This is a genomic window from Streptomyces sp. NPDC001714 (genome assembly GCF_042892755.1).
Lineage (GTDB): Bacteria > Actinomycetota > Actinomycetes > Streptomycetales > Streptomycetaceae > Streptomyces.
This window is the reverse complement of record NZ_JBIAUL010000002.1, coordinates 501,801-516,236: the sequence shown is the minus strand read 5'-3', so window position 1 is coordinate 516,236 and position 14,436 is coordinate 501,801. Positions and strand designations below refer to the sequence as shown.

Annotated in this window: 11 protein-coding genes; 7 read left to right on the top strand and 4 right to left on the bottom strand. The window is 72.2% G+C overall.

Going from position 1 to position 14,436, the window contains the following annotated elements; all coding sequences use genetic code 11:
- Nucleotides 1-70 precede the first annotated feature (70 nt).
- From ACFY0P_RS06905 to ACFY0P_RS06890, 4 genes are read right to left on the bottom strand one after another with little or no spacing between them, the layout of a single operon-like run.
- Nucleotides 71-994 (bottom strand): carbamate kinase, encoded by a 924-nt coding sequence (locus ACFY0P_RS06905; protein WP_388908164.1) that lies wholly within the window; start codon nt 992-994, stop codon nt 71-73.
- 3 nt (nt 995-997) lie between these two features.
- Complete coding sequence (gene argF / locus ACFY0P_RS06900) at nt 998-1,999, bottom strand: ornithine carbamoyltransferase (protein WP_388908162.1); 1,002 nt, start codon at nt 1,997-1,999, stop codon at nt 998-1,000.
- Nucleotides 2,000-2,012: 13 nt separating this feature from the next.
- The gene (locus ACFY0P_RS06895) at nt 2,013-3,218 is read right to left on the bottom strand and encodes an arginine deiminase (RefSeq protein ID WP_388908160.1); all 1,206 of its coding nucleotides are present in this window, start codon (nt 3,216-3,218) and stop codon (nt 2,013-2,015) included.
- Between the two features lie 24 nt (nt 3,219-3,242).
- Entirely contained in the window at nt 3,243-4,712 is a 1,470-nt protein-coding gene (locus ACFY0P_RS06890; RefSeq protein ID WP_388908158.1) for an APC family permease, read from the bottom strand.
- A gap of 206 nt (nt 4,713-4,918) precedes the next feature.
- On the opposite strand from ACFY0P_RS06890, the gene ACFY0P_RS06885 reads away from it, so the two are divergent.
- From ACFY0P_RS06885 to ppdK, 7 genes are all read left to right on the top strand, one after another.
- Nucleotides 4,919-5,362 carry a cyclic nucleotide-binding domain-containing protein gene (locus ACFY0P_RS06885; protein ID WP_388908156.1) on the top strand — a complete coding sequence of 148 codons (444 nt, stop codon included), beginning with the start codon at nt 4,919-4,921 and terminating at the stop codon, nt 5,360-5,362.
- A 60-nt stretch (nt 5,363-5,422) separates the two neighbouring features.
- The gene (locus ACFY0P_RS06880; RefSeq protein ID WP_388908154.1) at nt 5,423-6,103 is read left to right on the top strand and encodes a CBS domain-containing protein; all 681 of its coding nucleotides are present in this window, start codon (nt 5,423-5,425) and stop codon (nt 6,101-6,103) included.
- Between the two features lie 80 nt (nt 6,104-6,183).
- A complete protein-coding gene (locus ACFY0P_RS06875) occupies nt 6,184-6,885 on the top strand; it encodes a response regulator (protein ID WP_388908152.1) in 702 nt (233 codons plus the stop codon).
- 811 nt (nt 6,886-7,696) lie between these two features.
- Nucleotides 7,697-9,319 carry an oleate hydratase gene (locus ACFY0P_RS06870; RefSeq protein ID WP_388908150.1) on the top strand — a complete coding sequence of 541 codons (1,623 nt, stop codon included), beginning with the start codon at nt 7,697-7,699 and terminating at the stop codon, nt 9,317-9,319.
- 192 nt (nt 9,320-9,511) lie between these two features.
- Nucleotides 9,512-9,811, top strand: coding sequence for an SHOCT domain-containing protein (locus ACFY0P_RS06865; RefSeq protein WP_388908148.1), 300 nt, complete (start codon nt 9,512-9,514; stop codon nt 9,809-9,811).
- 98 nt (nt 9,812-9,909) lie between these two features.
- Nucleotides 9,910-11,466, top strand: a complete 1,557-nt coding sequence (locus tag ACFY0P_RS06860) for an oxidoreductase (RefSeq protein ID WP_388908146.1) — start codon at nt 9,910-9,912, stop codon at nt 11,464-11,466.
- A gap of 264 nt (nt 11,467-11,730) precedes the next feature.
- Nucleotides 11,731-14,415, top strand: coding sequence for a pyruvate, phosphate dikinase (gene ppdK, locus ACFY0P_RS06855; protein WP_388908144.1), 2,685 nt, complete (start codon nt 11,731-11,733; stop codon nt 14,413-14,415).
- The last annotated feature ends 21 nt before the right edge of the window (nt 14,416-14,436 follow it).

The window sequence follows — 14,436 nt, the reverse complement described above, 5'->3', positions numbered from 1 at the left end:
CCGCTCGCCGGGCCGGCAGGGAGTGCCGTCCGGTCCCCGGCGGCGGGGCCGGACGGCCCTGCACGGCCCGTCAACTGCCGTCGAGGTCAGGGCGGACCAACGTGCCCGAGCGGGCGTGGACGATCTCGTACGCCGCGTCCAGGGCGCCGATGGCGGCCAGTCCCCCGGTCCGTTCCACGAAGCGGGCCGCCGCCTCCGCCTTGGGTCCCATGGACCCCTCGGGGAAGCCCGCGTCGCGCAGCTGGGCCGGGGTGGCGTCGAGCACGGGGCGCTGGTCCGGGGTGCCGTAACCCGCGTACACGCACGGCACGTCGGTGAGGATGAGCAGGAAGTCGGCCTTCAGCTCCTCGGCCAGCAGGGCGGCCGTGAGGTCCTTGTCGACGACCGCCTCGACGCCGGTGAGGGCCCCGGAGTCCCGGTCGGCGGTGACGGGGATGCCTCCGCCGCCCGCGCAGATCACCAGCGTGCCGCCGTTGAGGAGTTCGTGGACGGTCTCGGTCTCGACGATGCCCTGCGGGGACGGGGAGGGCACGACGCGGCGCCAGCCCTTGCCGTCCAGCCCCATGCGCCAGCCGCGGTGCCGCGCGAGGGCCTTGGCGACGTCCTGGCCGTAGACCTGGCCGACGAACTTGGTGGGCCGCGCGAAGGCCGGGTCGTCGGCCCGGACCAGGGTGTGGGTGACCAGGGTGGCGATGCGGCGCCCGGGCAGGGCGTTGTGCAGGGCGCGGGCCAACAGGGCGCCGATCATGCCCTGGGTCTCGGCGCCCAGCATGTGGAGCGGGTAGGGGACGGTCAGCGCCGGGTCGGCGGCGCTCTCCATGGCGAGCAGGCCGATCTGCGGGCCGTTGCCGTGGGTGATGACCAGTTCGTGGTCGTGGGCGAGCGCGGCCAGGGCGGTGACGACCCGGTCGACGTTCTCCTGCTGGACGGCCGCTTCGGGGCGGTCGCCCCGGCGCAGCAGGGCGTTGCCGCCGAGGGCGACGACGATACGCATGGCTCAGTCCTCCAGAGTGGCGACGAGCACGGCCTTGATGGTGTGCAGCCGGTTCTCCGCCTGGTCGAAGACGATCGACGCCGGGGAGGAGAAGACCTCGTCGGTGACCTCCAGGCCGTCCAGGCCGTGGGTGTCGTAGAGGTCCCGGCCCAGGTGGGTGCTGCGGTCGTGCAGGGCCGGCAGGCAGTGCATGAACTTGACGTCCGGGTTTCCGGTGGCGGCCAGCGTCTTGTCGTTGACCTGGTAGGGCAGGAGCAGCTCGATGCGCTCCCGCCAGGTGGCCGCGGGCTCGCCCATCGACACCCAGACGTCGGTGTGCAGGAAGTCGGCGCCGCGCACGGCGGTCTCGACGTCCTCGGTGAGGGTGATGCGGGCTCCGCTGCGCTCGGCGAGCTTCCGGCACCGGGCGACCAGTCCGCCGTCCGGCCACAGCGCGCGGGGGGCGGCGACGCGGACGTCCATGCCGAGCAGGGCGCCCATGGACAGCAGCGAGTTGCCCATGTTGTTGCGGGCGTCGCCGAGGTAGCAGTAGGCGATGTCCTGCAGCGGCTTGGCGCTGTGCTCGTGCATGGTCAGGACGTCGCACAGGCTCTGGGTCGGGTGGGCGGTGTCGGTGAGGCCGTTGTAGACGGGGACTCCGGACCGGTCGGCGAGTTCGGTGACGATCGACTGGGCGCTGCCCCGGTACTCGATGGCGTCGAACATGCGGCCGAGCACGTGGGCGGTGTCTGCGATGGACTCCTTGCCGCCGATGTGGGTGTCGCCGGGACCGAGGTAGGTGGTGCGGGCGCCCTGGTCGGCGGCCGCGACCTCGAAGGCGCAGCGGGTGCGGGTGGAGGTCTTCTCGAAGATCAGCGCGAGGTGCCGGCCGGACAGCCGGGGCCGCTCGGTGCGGGTGCGCTTCTCGGCCTTGAGGTGGGCGGCGAGGGTGAGGAGGTGGTGGATCTCGGCGGCGGTGAAGTCGAGTTCGCTCAGATAGGAGCGGCCTCGCAGGTCGACGGTCATGGTGGGCGTCCTGTCAGTTGGCCGGGTCGCGTTGGATCGGGCAGCTCATGCAGCGCGGTCCGCCCCGCCCGCGGCCGAGTTCGGCACCGGCGATGGTGACGATCTCGATGCCCTGCTTGCGCAGATAGGTGTTGGTGGTGACGTTCCGCTCGTAGCCGACGATCACGCCTGGCGCGACGGCGAGGAAGTTGCTGCCGTCGTCCCACTGTTCGCGCTCGGCGCCCCGGACGTCCTGCGGGGCGGAGAGCATGCGGACCTTGTCGAGGTCGAGGGCCTCGGCGAGCGCCGTCGCCAGGTCGGAGTCGGGTGTCACCTCGAAGCCGGTGTCGCGTTCGGCGCTGGGGGTGAGCGTCCAGGAGCGCAGGGTGTCGGCGAGTCCGGGGTAGATGGCGAAGGCGTCGCGGTCGACCATGGTCAGGACGGTGTCCAGGTGCATGTAGGCGCGGGCGGACGGCAGTTGGACGGCGATCAGCCGGGTGGCCGTGCCGTCGGCGAACAGCCGGGCCGCCAGGTTCTCCACCGCCTGGGCGGTGGTGCGCTCCCCCATGCCGACCATCACGGCCCCGTTGCCGAGGACGTGCACGTCACCGCCCTCCAGGGTGCCTCCCACACTGTCCAGCAGCGGGGTGCCGGCGAACAGCGGGTGGAAGCGGTAGATGGCCTCGGCGTGCAGGCTCTCGCGGCGGCGGGCCGGCTTGGCCATCGGGTTGACCGACAACCGGTCGTAGATCCAGCAGGAGTTGTCGCGCGGGAAGAGATGGTTGGGCAGCGGCGGAAGCGCGAAGTCGTCGGCGTCCAGGGCGTTCCAGACCAGGCTGTGCGGGGTGGCGAGGGGCAGGTCGCTCTTGAGGATGCCGCCGATGAGGTAGCCGGCGAGGGTCTCACCGTCGAGTTCGGCGCACAGGGCGCGGACGGGGTCGATGAGCGCCGGGCCGACGTCGGCGGGCGTGACGACCCGGTCCAGCAGCCAGTCGCGGGCGCCGGCGGCGTCGAGGGCCTGGGCGAGCAGGTCGGCGAAGTAGTAGACGCGGGTGCCGTGGTCACGCAGGACCTGGGCGAAGGCGTCGTGCTCCTCGCGGGCCCGCTTGGCCCACAGGATGTCGTCGAAGAGGAGCGCGTCGACGTTGCGCGGGGTGAGGCGGGAGAGTTCGAGGCCGGGGCGGTGCAGGACGACCTGGCGCAGGGGGCCGACCTCGGAGTCGACGTGGAAGGTGTTCATGGTGGCCTTTCCGGGGGCGCCGGGTCAGTCCTGGTGGTTCAGGGGGCGCGGCCTGCGGGTGCCGCCGACGCGGTTGGTGCGCAGTCCGCGGGAGCGTCGGGGGCTGGGGACCGCCGTCTCCGGGGCGCGCCGCGGGATCCCGGTGCCGGCGGCGGCCAGGCTCTGGTCGCGCTTGAGCCAGACGTAGACCGGCACGCCGAGCAGCACGACGAACAGGCCGTAGTAGACGGTCTGGTAGCCGCTGCCCTGGATGGACCAGTAGGAGAAGGCGAGCGCCAGCACGGTGACGGTCGTGTCGCGGGCCAGCCGCTTCGGGCTGAGCGACTCCCGGCCCTTCACCAGCAGCCAGTACAGCTGGGCGGCGGCGGAGAACAGGTACGGGATGACCGCGGTCAGCACGCTCAGCAGCACGATCTTCGTGAAGACGTCCTCGAAGCGGGTGTAGCTGAACACGGTGATCAGAGAGGCCAGCACGGTCGAGGCGACGATCCCGAAGGCCGGCACGCCGTTCGCGCCGCGCAGCCGTGCGAAGGCGGTGGGGAACAGCCCGTCGCGGGCGGCGGCGTAGGGCATCTCCGCGCACAGCATCGTCCAGCCGTTGAGCGCGCCGATGCCGGACACGATCGCGGCGACGGCGACCACGTCACCGGCCCAGGTGCCGCCGAAGATGTTGTCGGCGGCGTCGGTGAAGGGCGCGGTGGAGGAACCGAGACCGGCGTGCGAGACGGTCCCGAAGACCGCGAGGGTGCCCAGGATGTAGATGACGGCGCAGACGAGCGTGCCGTACACGGTGGCCCGCGGCACGTTGCGTCCCGGCTCCCGCACCCGGCCGGCGACGACCGAGGCCGCCTCCAGACCGAGGTAGCTGAACAGGGCGATGGCACCGGCGGCGGAGATCGCGCCCAGCGCGGACCGGCCGCTGGCGTTGAAGGAACCGAAGTTGTCCGGGTCCATGAAGAACAGCCCGACCGTGGCCATGAAGACCAGCGGGACGAACTTCAGCACGGTGGTGATCACCTGGAAGGCGCCGATGTTCCTTACGCCGGTGAGGTTGATCGCCGCCGGGATCCAGAGGCCGGTCAGGGCGAGGAGTACCGAGAGCCACGTCTTGTGGCCGGTGTTGACGAACACCTCGACATAGCCGACCCATGCCACCACGATCGCCGCGTTGCCGGCCCAGGCGGTGATCCAGTACGACCAGGCGTTCAGGAACCCCGCGAACTCGCCGAACGCCTCGCGGGCGTAGACGTAGGGCCCGCCGCTCGCGGTGGTCCGCCCCGCGAGCGATCCGAAGGTCAGCGCCAGGGCGAGCGCGCCCAGGGTGACGACTCCGAACGCGACCAGCGCGATCGGCCCGTACGGCGCGAGCGCCGAGGGCAGGGCGAAGACGCCGGTGCCGATGATGCTGCCGATCACGAGGGCGGAGGCGGCGGGGAGCCCGAGGGCCGCCGCCACCGGAGCGGCTCGTCTCCCGCTCATCGGGGTCGTGGACATGACTGTGCTCCTTGTGCGTGACGCTGTGGACGGGTCGGTGCGGAACCGATCGTTCTGTGCCACGCCGGGGTGCGGGGAGCGGCCGTACGGGCTCAGGGACGTACTGAAGGTCCCGGGCGGCCGGGACCGTTCGGCCCATGCCGGGCGCGGGACGTCCGCCGCACGCTGGCAGTAGGAGTCAGTACGCCGCGCCCGGGAGGTACGCCATGATCACCGCACCCACCCCCACCATGCTGCGCGCCCTTCCCCGTGAACATCGGGAACGGCTGATGCGCCTCGCCCGGGAGGTCTCCTTCCCGCAGGGGACGCGGCTCTTCGAGGAAGGCGCCCGCGCCGACCGGTTCTGGATCATCCGCTCCGGGCGGGTCGAACTCGACATGCACGTCCCGGGCCGCCGGGCGGCCGTCATCGAGAACCTCGGCCACGACGAACTGATCGGCTGGTCCTGGCTGTTCGCACCGCATGCGTGGCACCTGGGCGCCGAGGCCACCACGCCGGTACGGGCCTACGAGTTCGACGCCGTCGCCGTCCGGTCCATGTGCCAGGACGACCCGGCGCTGGGCAACGCCGTCAGCCAGTGGGTCGGTCAGGTGCTCGCCCACCGCCTGCGCGCGGCCCGTACCCGGCTGCTGGACCTGTTCGCCCCGTAGGGCGCCGACGCCGGCGTCTGACTCCCTGCCCCGGCACCTTCGGCTCTCCTGGGAGTGACCATGCACGGCACACCGCACATCGTGAGCGACGTCATGACACAGACCGTCGTCAGCGTCGGACGGCAGGCGTCCTTCAAGGAGCTCGTGCAGCTCATGCGGGACTGGCAGGTCAGCGCCCTGCCGGTCGTCGAGGGGGAGGGCCGGGTCGTCGGCGTCGTCTCCGAGGCGGACCTCCTGCAGACGGAGGAGGCCCGGGACGGCGACCTGGACCTCCCCCGGTCCCGGCTGCGCCGGATCGCCGACCTGACGAAGGCCGGCGCGGTGACGGCGGAAGCCCTGATGACCTCCCCCGCGCTCACCACCCGCCCGGACGCCACCCTCGCCGAGGCCGCCCGCACCATGGCGCACGCCAAGGTCAAGCGGCTCCCCGTGGTGGACGAGCTCGGTCTGCTCCAGGGCGTCGTCAGCCGGGCCGACCTGCTCAAGGTCTTCCTGCGCGGCGACGAGGAGATCGCCGAGGAGGTCCGGCGTGAGGTCGTCTCCTACCTCTTCCCGCCGCCCGCCTCCGCGCTGCGCGTCGACGTCCAGGACGGAGTGGTGAAGCTCGTCGGCCGGATCCGGGACACCGCCCTCGTCCCCGCCGCGGCACGACTGGTGCGGGCCGTCGAAGGAGTGGTGGACGTGGAATTCGAGCTGACCGCCGACCGTCCGGAGGAGGCAAGTGGGGCCGGTCGGCCCTAGTACGACCGGCCCCCGGCGGGCGATGATCGTCCCGGGCGGTACGCAGTCCGCCCGTCACTCGGGGCCACAAGGGGACGTCCATGACAGAGCCACGCACCTTCTCGGAACGGGACCCGATCCGCGTGTTCCTGCTGGACGACCACGAGGTCGTCCGGCGCGGCATCACCGACCTCCTCGACGCCGAACCCGACATCACGGTCGTCGGCGACGCCGACACCGTCCAGCACGCCCTCGCCCGCGGCCCCGCCCTGCGCCCGCACGTCGCCGTCCTCGACGTCCGCCTGCCCGACGGCGACGGCATCACCGTCTGCCGCGAACTGCGCGACCAGATGCCCGACCTCGCCTGCCTCATGCTCACCTCCTTCGACGACGAGGACGCCCTCCTCGACGCGATCATGGCCGGGGCGTCCGGCTACGTCCTCAAGCAGATCAAGGGCTCCGACCTGGTCTCCGCCGTCCGCACGGTCGCCTCCGGCCAGTCGATGCTGGACCCCGCCACCACCGCCCGCCTCATGCGCTCCCTGCGCGCCGACCCCGCCGAGACCCCCTCCCTCCCACCCGAGCTGGCGAGTCTCTCCCCCCGCGAGCGGGACATCCTCGCCCTCATCGGCGACGGCCTCACCAACCGCGAGATCGGCAAGAAGCTCTACCTCTCCGAGAAAACCGTCAAGAACCACATCTCCCGCCTCCTCGCGAAACTGGGCGTCCAGCGCCGCGTCCAGGCCGCCGTCCTCGCCTCCCACCTGGAACAGCCCGAGACCGGGGACCGCCCGGCGAGGTGAGCCGTGCGGAGGGCCGGGCCCGCGGGTCCGCGCTCCCACACCCGGGTGGCCTGGGCACCCGGGCCCGTCCCACCAGCCCGCCGCTGCTCCGTCGGACGGACCGTGGGCGCCGTCGCCCAATCCTGCTGCGACGGCGGTCGCCCGGTCACACTGCGACGGCGGTCGCCCGGTCCCACTGCGCCGGCGCCCACGGTCCGTGCAGCGCGGGGCACTGCAGGGCACGGGGTCAGCACGATCGGCCGTCCCCGCCGCTGCCGCCTCCGCCAGAGTTCCGCGTCCGCCTGCGGTAGCGGGCCGCGCGTTCTGCTCGGTGGTCCGGTGCCGGCCGCTCTGGCTGGGCCCGTCGTACACGTCGACGCGCCACCCCGACTCGCGACCGCCCCACCGCGAAGACGCGTCTCCGAGTGCACGACGGGCGTCCCACTCCCCGCCTTCCGCACGGCCTGCCGCACCGGACGTCACCTGTGACCGGATCCGACCTCCTCGGCCGATCCGGCTGTGGCGGGCGACAGCCGGTACCGAACACGGCCTGCGGGCGGCCACCGCGCACGGTGTGCGGGCCTCGCCGCTCCTCCAGGCACCGGAATGACCCGATCTGCGCGATCGGCCGATCCCGTCGGCGAGCGGACGGCCTCGCCACGCGCAGACGGTGATACGTGCCGGAAACGGCCCGGAGGGACTTCCGTCTCCACGTCCGCCGGTGCCGACACCGTGGCGCGGCTCCTGAGGTGATGCCCACCGGTCCGCCGGGGCCGTCCGGGCCCGGCGGGTGACCAATGGCCCACTGACGACACCGCTCGCGCAGGAAAACGTGGGAGGTGCGGTTCCCGATCCACGGACGCGAGCGACGAGGAGTGTTCTGATGGCGAAGGCATATCTGGTGGGCAGCGGGATCGCGGCGCTCGCCGCGGCGGCGTTCCTGATCCGCGACGGCGGCTTCGACGGCGCGGACATCCATCTCTTCGAGGAGCAGATGGGCATCGGGGGCAGTCTGGACGCGGGCGGCTCGGCGGACGCCGGCTACACCATGCGCGGCGGCCGCATGTTCGAGGCGGAGTTCCGCTGCACGTACGACCTGTTGTCCGGCATTCCGACGCTGGACGATCCCTCGGTGTCGGTGACGCAGGAGATCCTGGCCGGGCACGAGGAGTTCGGCTGGGACGACATCGCGCGCCTGGTCGACGGGGACGGGAAGATCGTCGACACCCCATCGATGGGATTCTCGGAGCGCGACCGGCTGGACCTGGTCCGGTGTCTGGCCGCTCCCGAGGGCCACCTGGACGGCAAGCGGATCACCGACTGTTTCGGCGAGCACTTCTTCACCACGAACTTCTGGTTCATGTGGTGCACCACGTTCGCCTTCCAGCCCTGGCACAGCGCCATCGAGTTCCGCCGCTACCTGCGCCGCTTCATCCACCTGTTCCCGGAGTTCGGCTCCATGTCCGGCATCCACCGGACCCGGTTCAACCAGTACGACTCGATCGTGCGGCCCCTGAGCGCCTGGCTGCGCGGACGCGGCGTGACCATCCACCCCGGATGCACGGTCACCGACCTCGACTTCGCCCCCGGCGCCGGCAGCGGAACGGTGGAGGCCGTCACCGTGTCCCGGTGCGGCCTCGACGAGAAGATCGCCGTCGCCCCCGAGGATCTGGTCCTGGTCACCAACGGCTCGATGACCGACGCCTCCAGCCGCGGCACGCACACCTCTCCCCCGCCCCCGCCTCCCCAGCGCTCGGACGCGTGGCTGCTCTGGCACCGGCTGGCCCGCGGGCGCGAGAACTTCGGGAACCCCGATGCCTTCGACAAGCACGTGAAGGAGTCGCGCTGGGAGTCGTTCACCGTCACCGCCAAGGACCCCGTCTTCCTCGACGCCCTGTCCGCGTTCAGCGGCCGGGAGACCGGCAAGGGCGGGCTGATGACCTTCACCGACTCCAACTGGCTGCTCACCATCGTCGCCAACCGCCAGCCCGTCTACCGCGACCAGCCGGACGGCGTCTCGGTCTGGTGGGGCTACGGCCTCTTCCCCGGCCGCGCCGGCAACCACACGCCCAAGCCGATGACCATGTGCTCGGGCCAGGAGATCCTCGAGGAGGTCCTGCACCACCTGCACTTCGACGACCGCACCCGCGCCCGTGTCCTCGAGACGTCCACGGTCATCCCGTGCGTGATGCCCTACATCACCAGCCAGTTCCTGAACCGCCGTCGCGACGACCGGCCTGCCGTCGTGCCCGAGGGCTCGGTCAACCTCGCCTTCATCGGGCAGTTCGCGGAGGTCCCGGACGACGTCGTCTTCACGGTCGAGTACTCCGTGCGCACGGCGTGGACGGCGGTGTCCCGGCTGCTCCACCTCGACAAGCAGCCGCCGGCCGTCTACAAGGGCCACCACGATCCCCATGTCCTGGCGGCCGCTCTGGAGACCATGCACCGCCGTTGAAGCACGCACCACGGCAGGCCCGCCCGGGCCCGCCCGGGGCGTCCGGTACCTGCCCGGCCAGAGAATCAGGGCCTACCGGCCCTCAGGAGGGCCGTCCGGGACCTGTTGTCCGGCAGCCTCGCGCAGGGACCGTGGAAGCGAATCCATCCCACGGACGTCGGCCCGGACGTCGCTGAACCGGGGAAGTGAACCATGATGATGTACTGGTACGGACGCGGCATGAGCGGCTGGGCCTGGTTCTGGATGACGGCCGGCAATCTGCTGTTCTGGGCCGCGCTCATCACCGCCGTGGTACTGCTCTTCCGTGCTGTGCTGCGCCCTGGTACGCACGTGGGCGGACACCCGGGCTGGGGACCGCCGCCCGCGTCCGGCAACCCGGGCGCCGACCAGATCCTCGCCGAACGGTACGCCCGCGGCGAGATCGACGAGGAGGAGTACCAGCGCCGCTCGGCCGTCCTGCGCGGCTCACCACCGGGACCGGCCGAGAACTGACCTGAACCCCCGCCGCCGCGGCGGGGGTTCACTGTCGCCGGGGACCGGCCGTCCGACGGGGCAAGGCGGACACTCAGGAGGATCACTACTCTGCACGAGTGTTCTCATACGACGAGTTGACTGCGCCGGAGCGTGAGTTGTGGAACGCGTTTCCCGACGGGCGGGCGGTGAATCTGCGCGCGGATGTGCCCGGGGACGACAGCGTCGTCGACGGCGGGCAATGGGGGCCGGAGCGGACGGTCCGGGCCGCCGTGATCGCGGCGCTGATGCTGGGCGCGCACGGCGGGCAGCCCGGTGCCGTTCCGTCTCTGCGGCTGGTCGGAGCGCGGATCGTCGGCCCCCTCGACCTGGCCGGTGCGCAGCTCGCGCACACCCTCTGGCTGGAGGAGTGCTGGTTCGACGAGGCGGTGAACCTGCTCGGGGCAACGACCCGGACGCTCGTGTTCAAGGGCTGCCGGGTGCCCGGCATCGAGGCCGGGGCGACCCGCATCGAGGGGAACCTCGACCTGGGGCGCTCGATCGTCGAGAGCGGCGCCCCCTCGCACTTCCACCATCGCATCACCGCCCTGTCCCTCACCAACGCCCGGGTGGCCGGCGGCGTGATCCTCAACAAGGCCGAGCTCAACGCGCCCGGCGGGTGGGCCCTGGCCGGCGGCGGCCTGGTCATGGAAGGGGGCCTCTTCTGCCGCCCCGGGTTTGTCGCGCGGGGCGAAGTACGGTTGCCGGGTGCGCAGCTGCCTGGCGGGCTGTACATGAACGGCGCGCGGTTGGAGGAGCCCAGCCCGCGTGGCCTGGCGCTCAATCTGGAGAACTCCGTGACCTCGACGGTCATCCTCTCCAGCGGGTTCGTCGCGAACGGGACCGTGGAGCTGCGGGGCGCCCGGGTCTCGGCCGGTCTGAGCTTGGCGGGGGCCGTGCTGAGCGGGCCGCCCGACGGCAACGGCCCGTCCCTGTCGGCCCCGCTGATGCAGGCCGTCGACTTCGACTTCGCCCTCGCCGAACCACCGACGGGCGTCGTGGACCTGCGGGGCGCGCAGGTGTCGTACCTGCGTGACAGCGAGCGCAGTTGGCCGGACGTGGTGGAGCTGGACGGCTTCGTGTACGGCTCCATCAGGGGGGACGAGGGGGCCGGGCGCCCTGAGGCAGCGGGGCAGCGGAACTCCGTGACCCGTCGTGTGGCGTGGATACGGCGCAGCCCTGGGTACAACCCCCAGCCCTACGAGCAGTTGGCGAGCTGGTACCGGAAGGCCGGCCACGACGACGAGGCCCGCCGCGTGCTCCTCGCCAAACAGCGTCATCGGCGTCAGACCCTGCCCCTGGCCGCGCGGGCGTGGGGGCATTTGCTCGACGTGACCGTCGGCTACGGCTACCGCCCCTGGCTGGCCGGCGTCTGGCTCCTCGCCCTGGCCCTGCTGGGCACCCTGTCCTTCGGCGGCCACTCCCCCCGTCCGGTCCAGCAAGGCGAAGGCCCTCCGTTCCAGCCCCTCGTCTACACCCTCGACCTTCTGATCCCCATCGGCGGCCTGGGTCAGCGCACCGCCTGGTACTGGCCGGACGAAGGCCGCCAGTCGCTGGCCTACCTGCTCATCGCCTTCGGCTGGATACTGACGACCGCGGTCATCGCGGGTGTCACCCGCGCACTGCAGAAGAGCTAGCGGGCGACAGCACGGTTCGGGCGCCGTCGGCGGACGCGTGCGCATCCCAGGGCGTGCGCGGCGGCGCCGGCGGGTCGTGCCCGATCCGCAGCCGGGTTCCCGCGACAGGTGTCTCCGGCCCCTCGGCGGCGCGCCGGCACGGCAGACGGATGCCGGGGCCGACCGGCCCCTCGGAGGGGACCGACAGCACCTGCCCCCTCCGCTCCCGGCGGACAGACGCTGGAGAGAGCATCCAGCCGGAGCCCGACGGAGGAGACCGAGATCATGGTCCGTTACGTGTACGACTTCGCAGAAGGGAGCCGTGACCTGGCCGGCCTGCTCGGCGGCAAGGGCGCGAACCTGGCCGAGATGACCCGGTTGGGGCTGCCGGTGCCGCCGGGTTTCACCGTGACGACCGAGGCCTGCCGGACGTTTCTCAGCGCCGGCGAGGAGCCGCACGGGCTCGCCGAGGAGATCTCCGAGCATCTGGCGTCTCTGGAGAACGCCGCCGGCCGGAGGCTGGGGCAGCCCGACGATCCGCTGCTGCTGTCCGTCCGTTCCGGGGCACGCTTCTCCATGCCCGGCATGATGGAGACGATCCTCGACATCGGCCTCGGCGACGACTCCGTGCTCGGCCTGGCGAAGGTGTCCGGGAACGAGCGATTCGCCTGGGACTCCTACCGTCGCCTCGTGCAGATGTTCGGCAGTACGGTCATGGGCGTCGGCAGCGGAGTGTTCGAGAGCGCCCTGTCCGATCTCAAGCGCGCCCGGGGCGCGGCCGACGATCTGGGCCTGGACGCCACCGACCTGGCCGAGCTCGTCGACACGTACAAGGCCCTGATCCGCCGGGAGACCGGCGAGGACTTCCCGCAGTCGCCGGACGAGCAGCTGCGCCGGGCCGTCCTCGCCGTCTTCGAGTCCTGGAACGGCGAGCGGGCCCGCATCTACCGGCGCCGTGAACACATCGCCGACGGCCTCGGCACCGCGGTGAACGTGCAGACCATGGTCTTCGGGAACCTCGGCGCCGACTCCGGCAGCGGTGTCGCCTTCACGCGCGACCCCGCCACCGGACGACCCGGCCTGTACGGCGACTACCTGCCGAACGCCCAGGGCGAGGACGTCGTGGCCGGCATCCGCAACACCGTGTCGCTGGCGGACCTGGAGGAGCTCGACCCGGTGTCGTACGGCCGGCTGCGCGGTCACATGGAGACCCTGGAGACGCACTACCGGGATCTGTGCGACATCGAGTTCACCATCGAGCGCGGCCGGCTGTGGATGCTCCAGACCCGGGTCGGCAAGCGCACCGCCGAGGCCGCGTTCGCCATCGCCTCCGAGCTGGTGGACGAGGGCCTGATCAGCCCCTCCGAGGCGCTGGGCCGAGTCGCCGGGGACGGGCTCGCCCGGCTGCTGTTCCCCCGTTTCGACACCTCCGGCGTCGGCGAGGCGCTCGCGCACGGCCTCCCCGCCTCACCGGGCGCGGCCGTGGGCGCAGCCGTCTTCGACTCCGCCGAGGCCGTCCGCCGGGCCGCCGCCGGCGAGCGGGTCGTGCTCGTCCGCCAGGAGACCACCCCCGACGACCTGCCGGGCATGATCGCCGCGCAGGCGGTGCTGACCAGCCGCGGGGGCAAGACCAGCCACGCCGCCGTGGTCGCCCGCGGGATGGGCACGGTGTGCGTCTGCGGCGCCGAGGAGATCGTCGTGGACACCGCGGACCGTCGCTTCACCGTGGGTGACACCGTCGTCGAAGAGGGCACCGTCGTCTCCGTCGACGGCTCCGAGGGGACCGTGTATCTGGGCGCGGCACCACTGGTCGGCTCCGCGGTGATGCGGTACTTCGAGTCGGGCGAGCGGTCGGCCGGGCTGGTCGAGTCCGTGGCCCGAGCCATGGAGCAGGCGGACAGCACCGCGCGGTTGGAGGTGCGCGCGAACGCCGACACCCCGGAGGACGCCGCCCGCGCCCGGCGGTTCGGTGCGCGGGGCATCGGACTGTGCCGTACCGAGCACATGTTCCTCGGCGAGCGGCGCAAGCTGGTCGAGGCGATGATCCTGGCCCGCGACGAGAGCGAGCGCGAGGACGCACTGGGCGCGCTGCTGCCGCTCCAGCGCGAGGACTTCATCGGCATCCTGGAGGCGATGGACGGCCTGCCGGTCACCATCCGCCTCATCGACCCGCCCCTGCACGAGTTCCTGCCCGACCGTACGGACCTCGCCGTGCGGATCGCCGCCGCCGAGGCCCGGGGCGGACAACCGGATCCGCACGCCGTCGAGTTGCTGGCCGCGGTCAGCCGGATGCACGAGGAGAACCCGATGCTCGGGCTGCGGGGCGTGCGCCTGGGTCTGGTGGTGCCCGGTCTGGTCGCCATGCAGGTGCGGGCGATCGCCGAGGCGGTCGTGGCGCGCACGAGGGCCGGGGGCGCCCCGGAGGCGGAGATCATGGTGCCGTTGGTCGGTGCAGTCGAGGAACTGCGCATCGAGCGGGCCGAGGTGGAGCGGGTCCTGGCCGAGGTGTCCGAGGAGACCGGCGTGCCCGTGCACTGCCCGGTCGGCACCATGATCGAGCTGCCGCGGGCCGCGCTCACCGCGGGCCGGATCGCCGAGGAGGCGGAGTTCTTCTCCTTCGGCACCAACGACCTGACCCAGACCACGTGGGGCTTCTCCCGCGACGACGTGGAGGCGGCGTTCTTCTCCGCCTACCTCGACAAGGGCATCTTCGCCGCCTCGCCGTTCGAGACCCTGGACCGCGACGGCGTGGGCCGGCTGGTCCGCATCGCCGTCGACGAGGGCCGCGCCGCGCGCCCCGACCTGAAGATCGGCGTCTGCGGCGAGCACGGCGGCGATCCCGAGTCCGTCCACTTCTTCCACGAGGCCGGACTGGACTACGTCTCCTGCTCGCCGTTCCGCGTCCCGGTCGCCCGTCTGGAGGCCGGACGGGCCGCACTGTGCGGGACGGAGTCGAGCGACAACAGGTGAGAGCAGGGCCCGGGCTCGCGT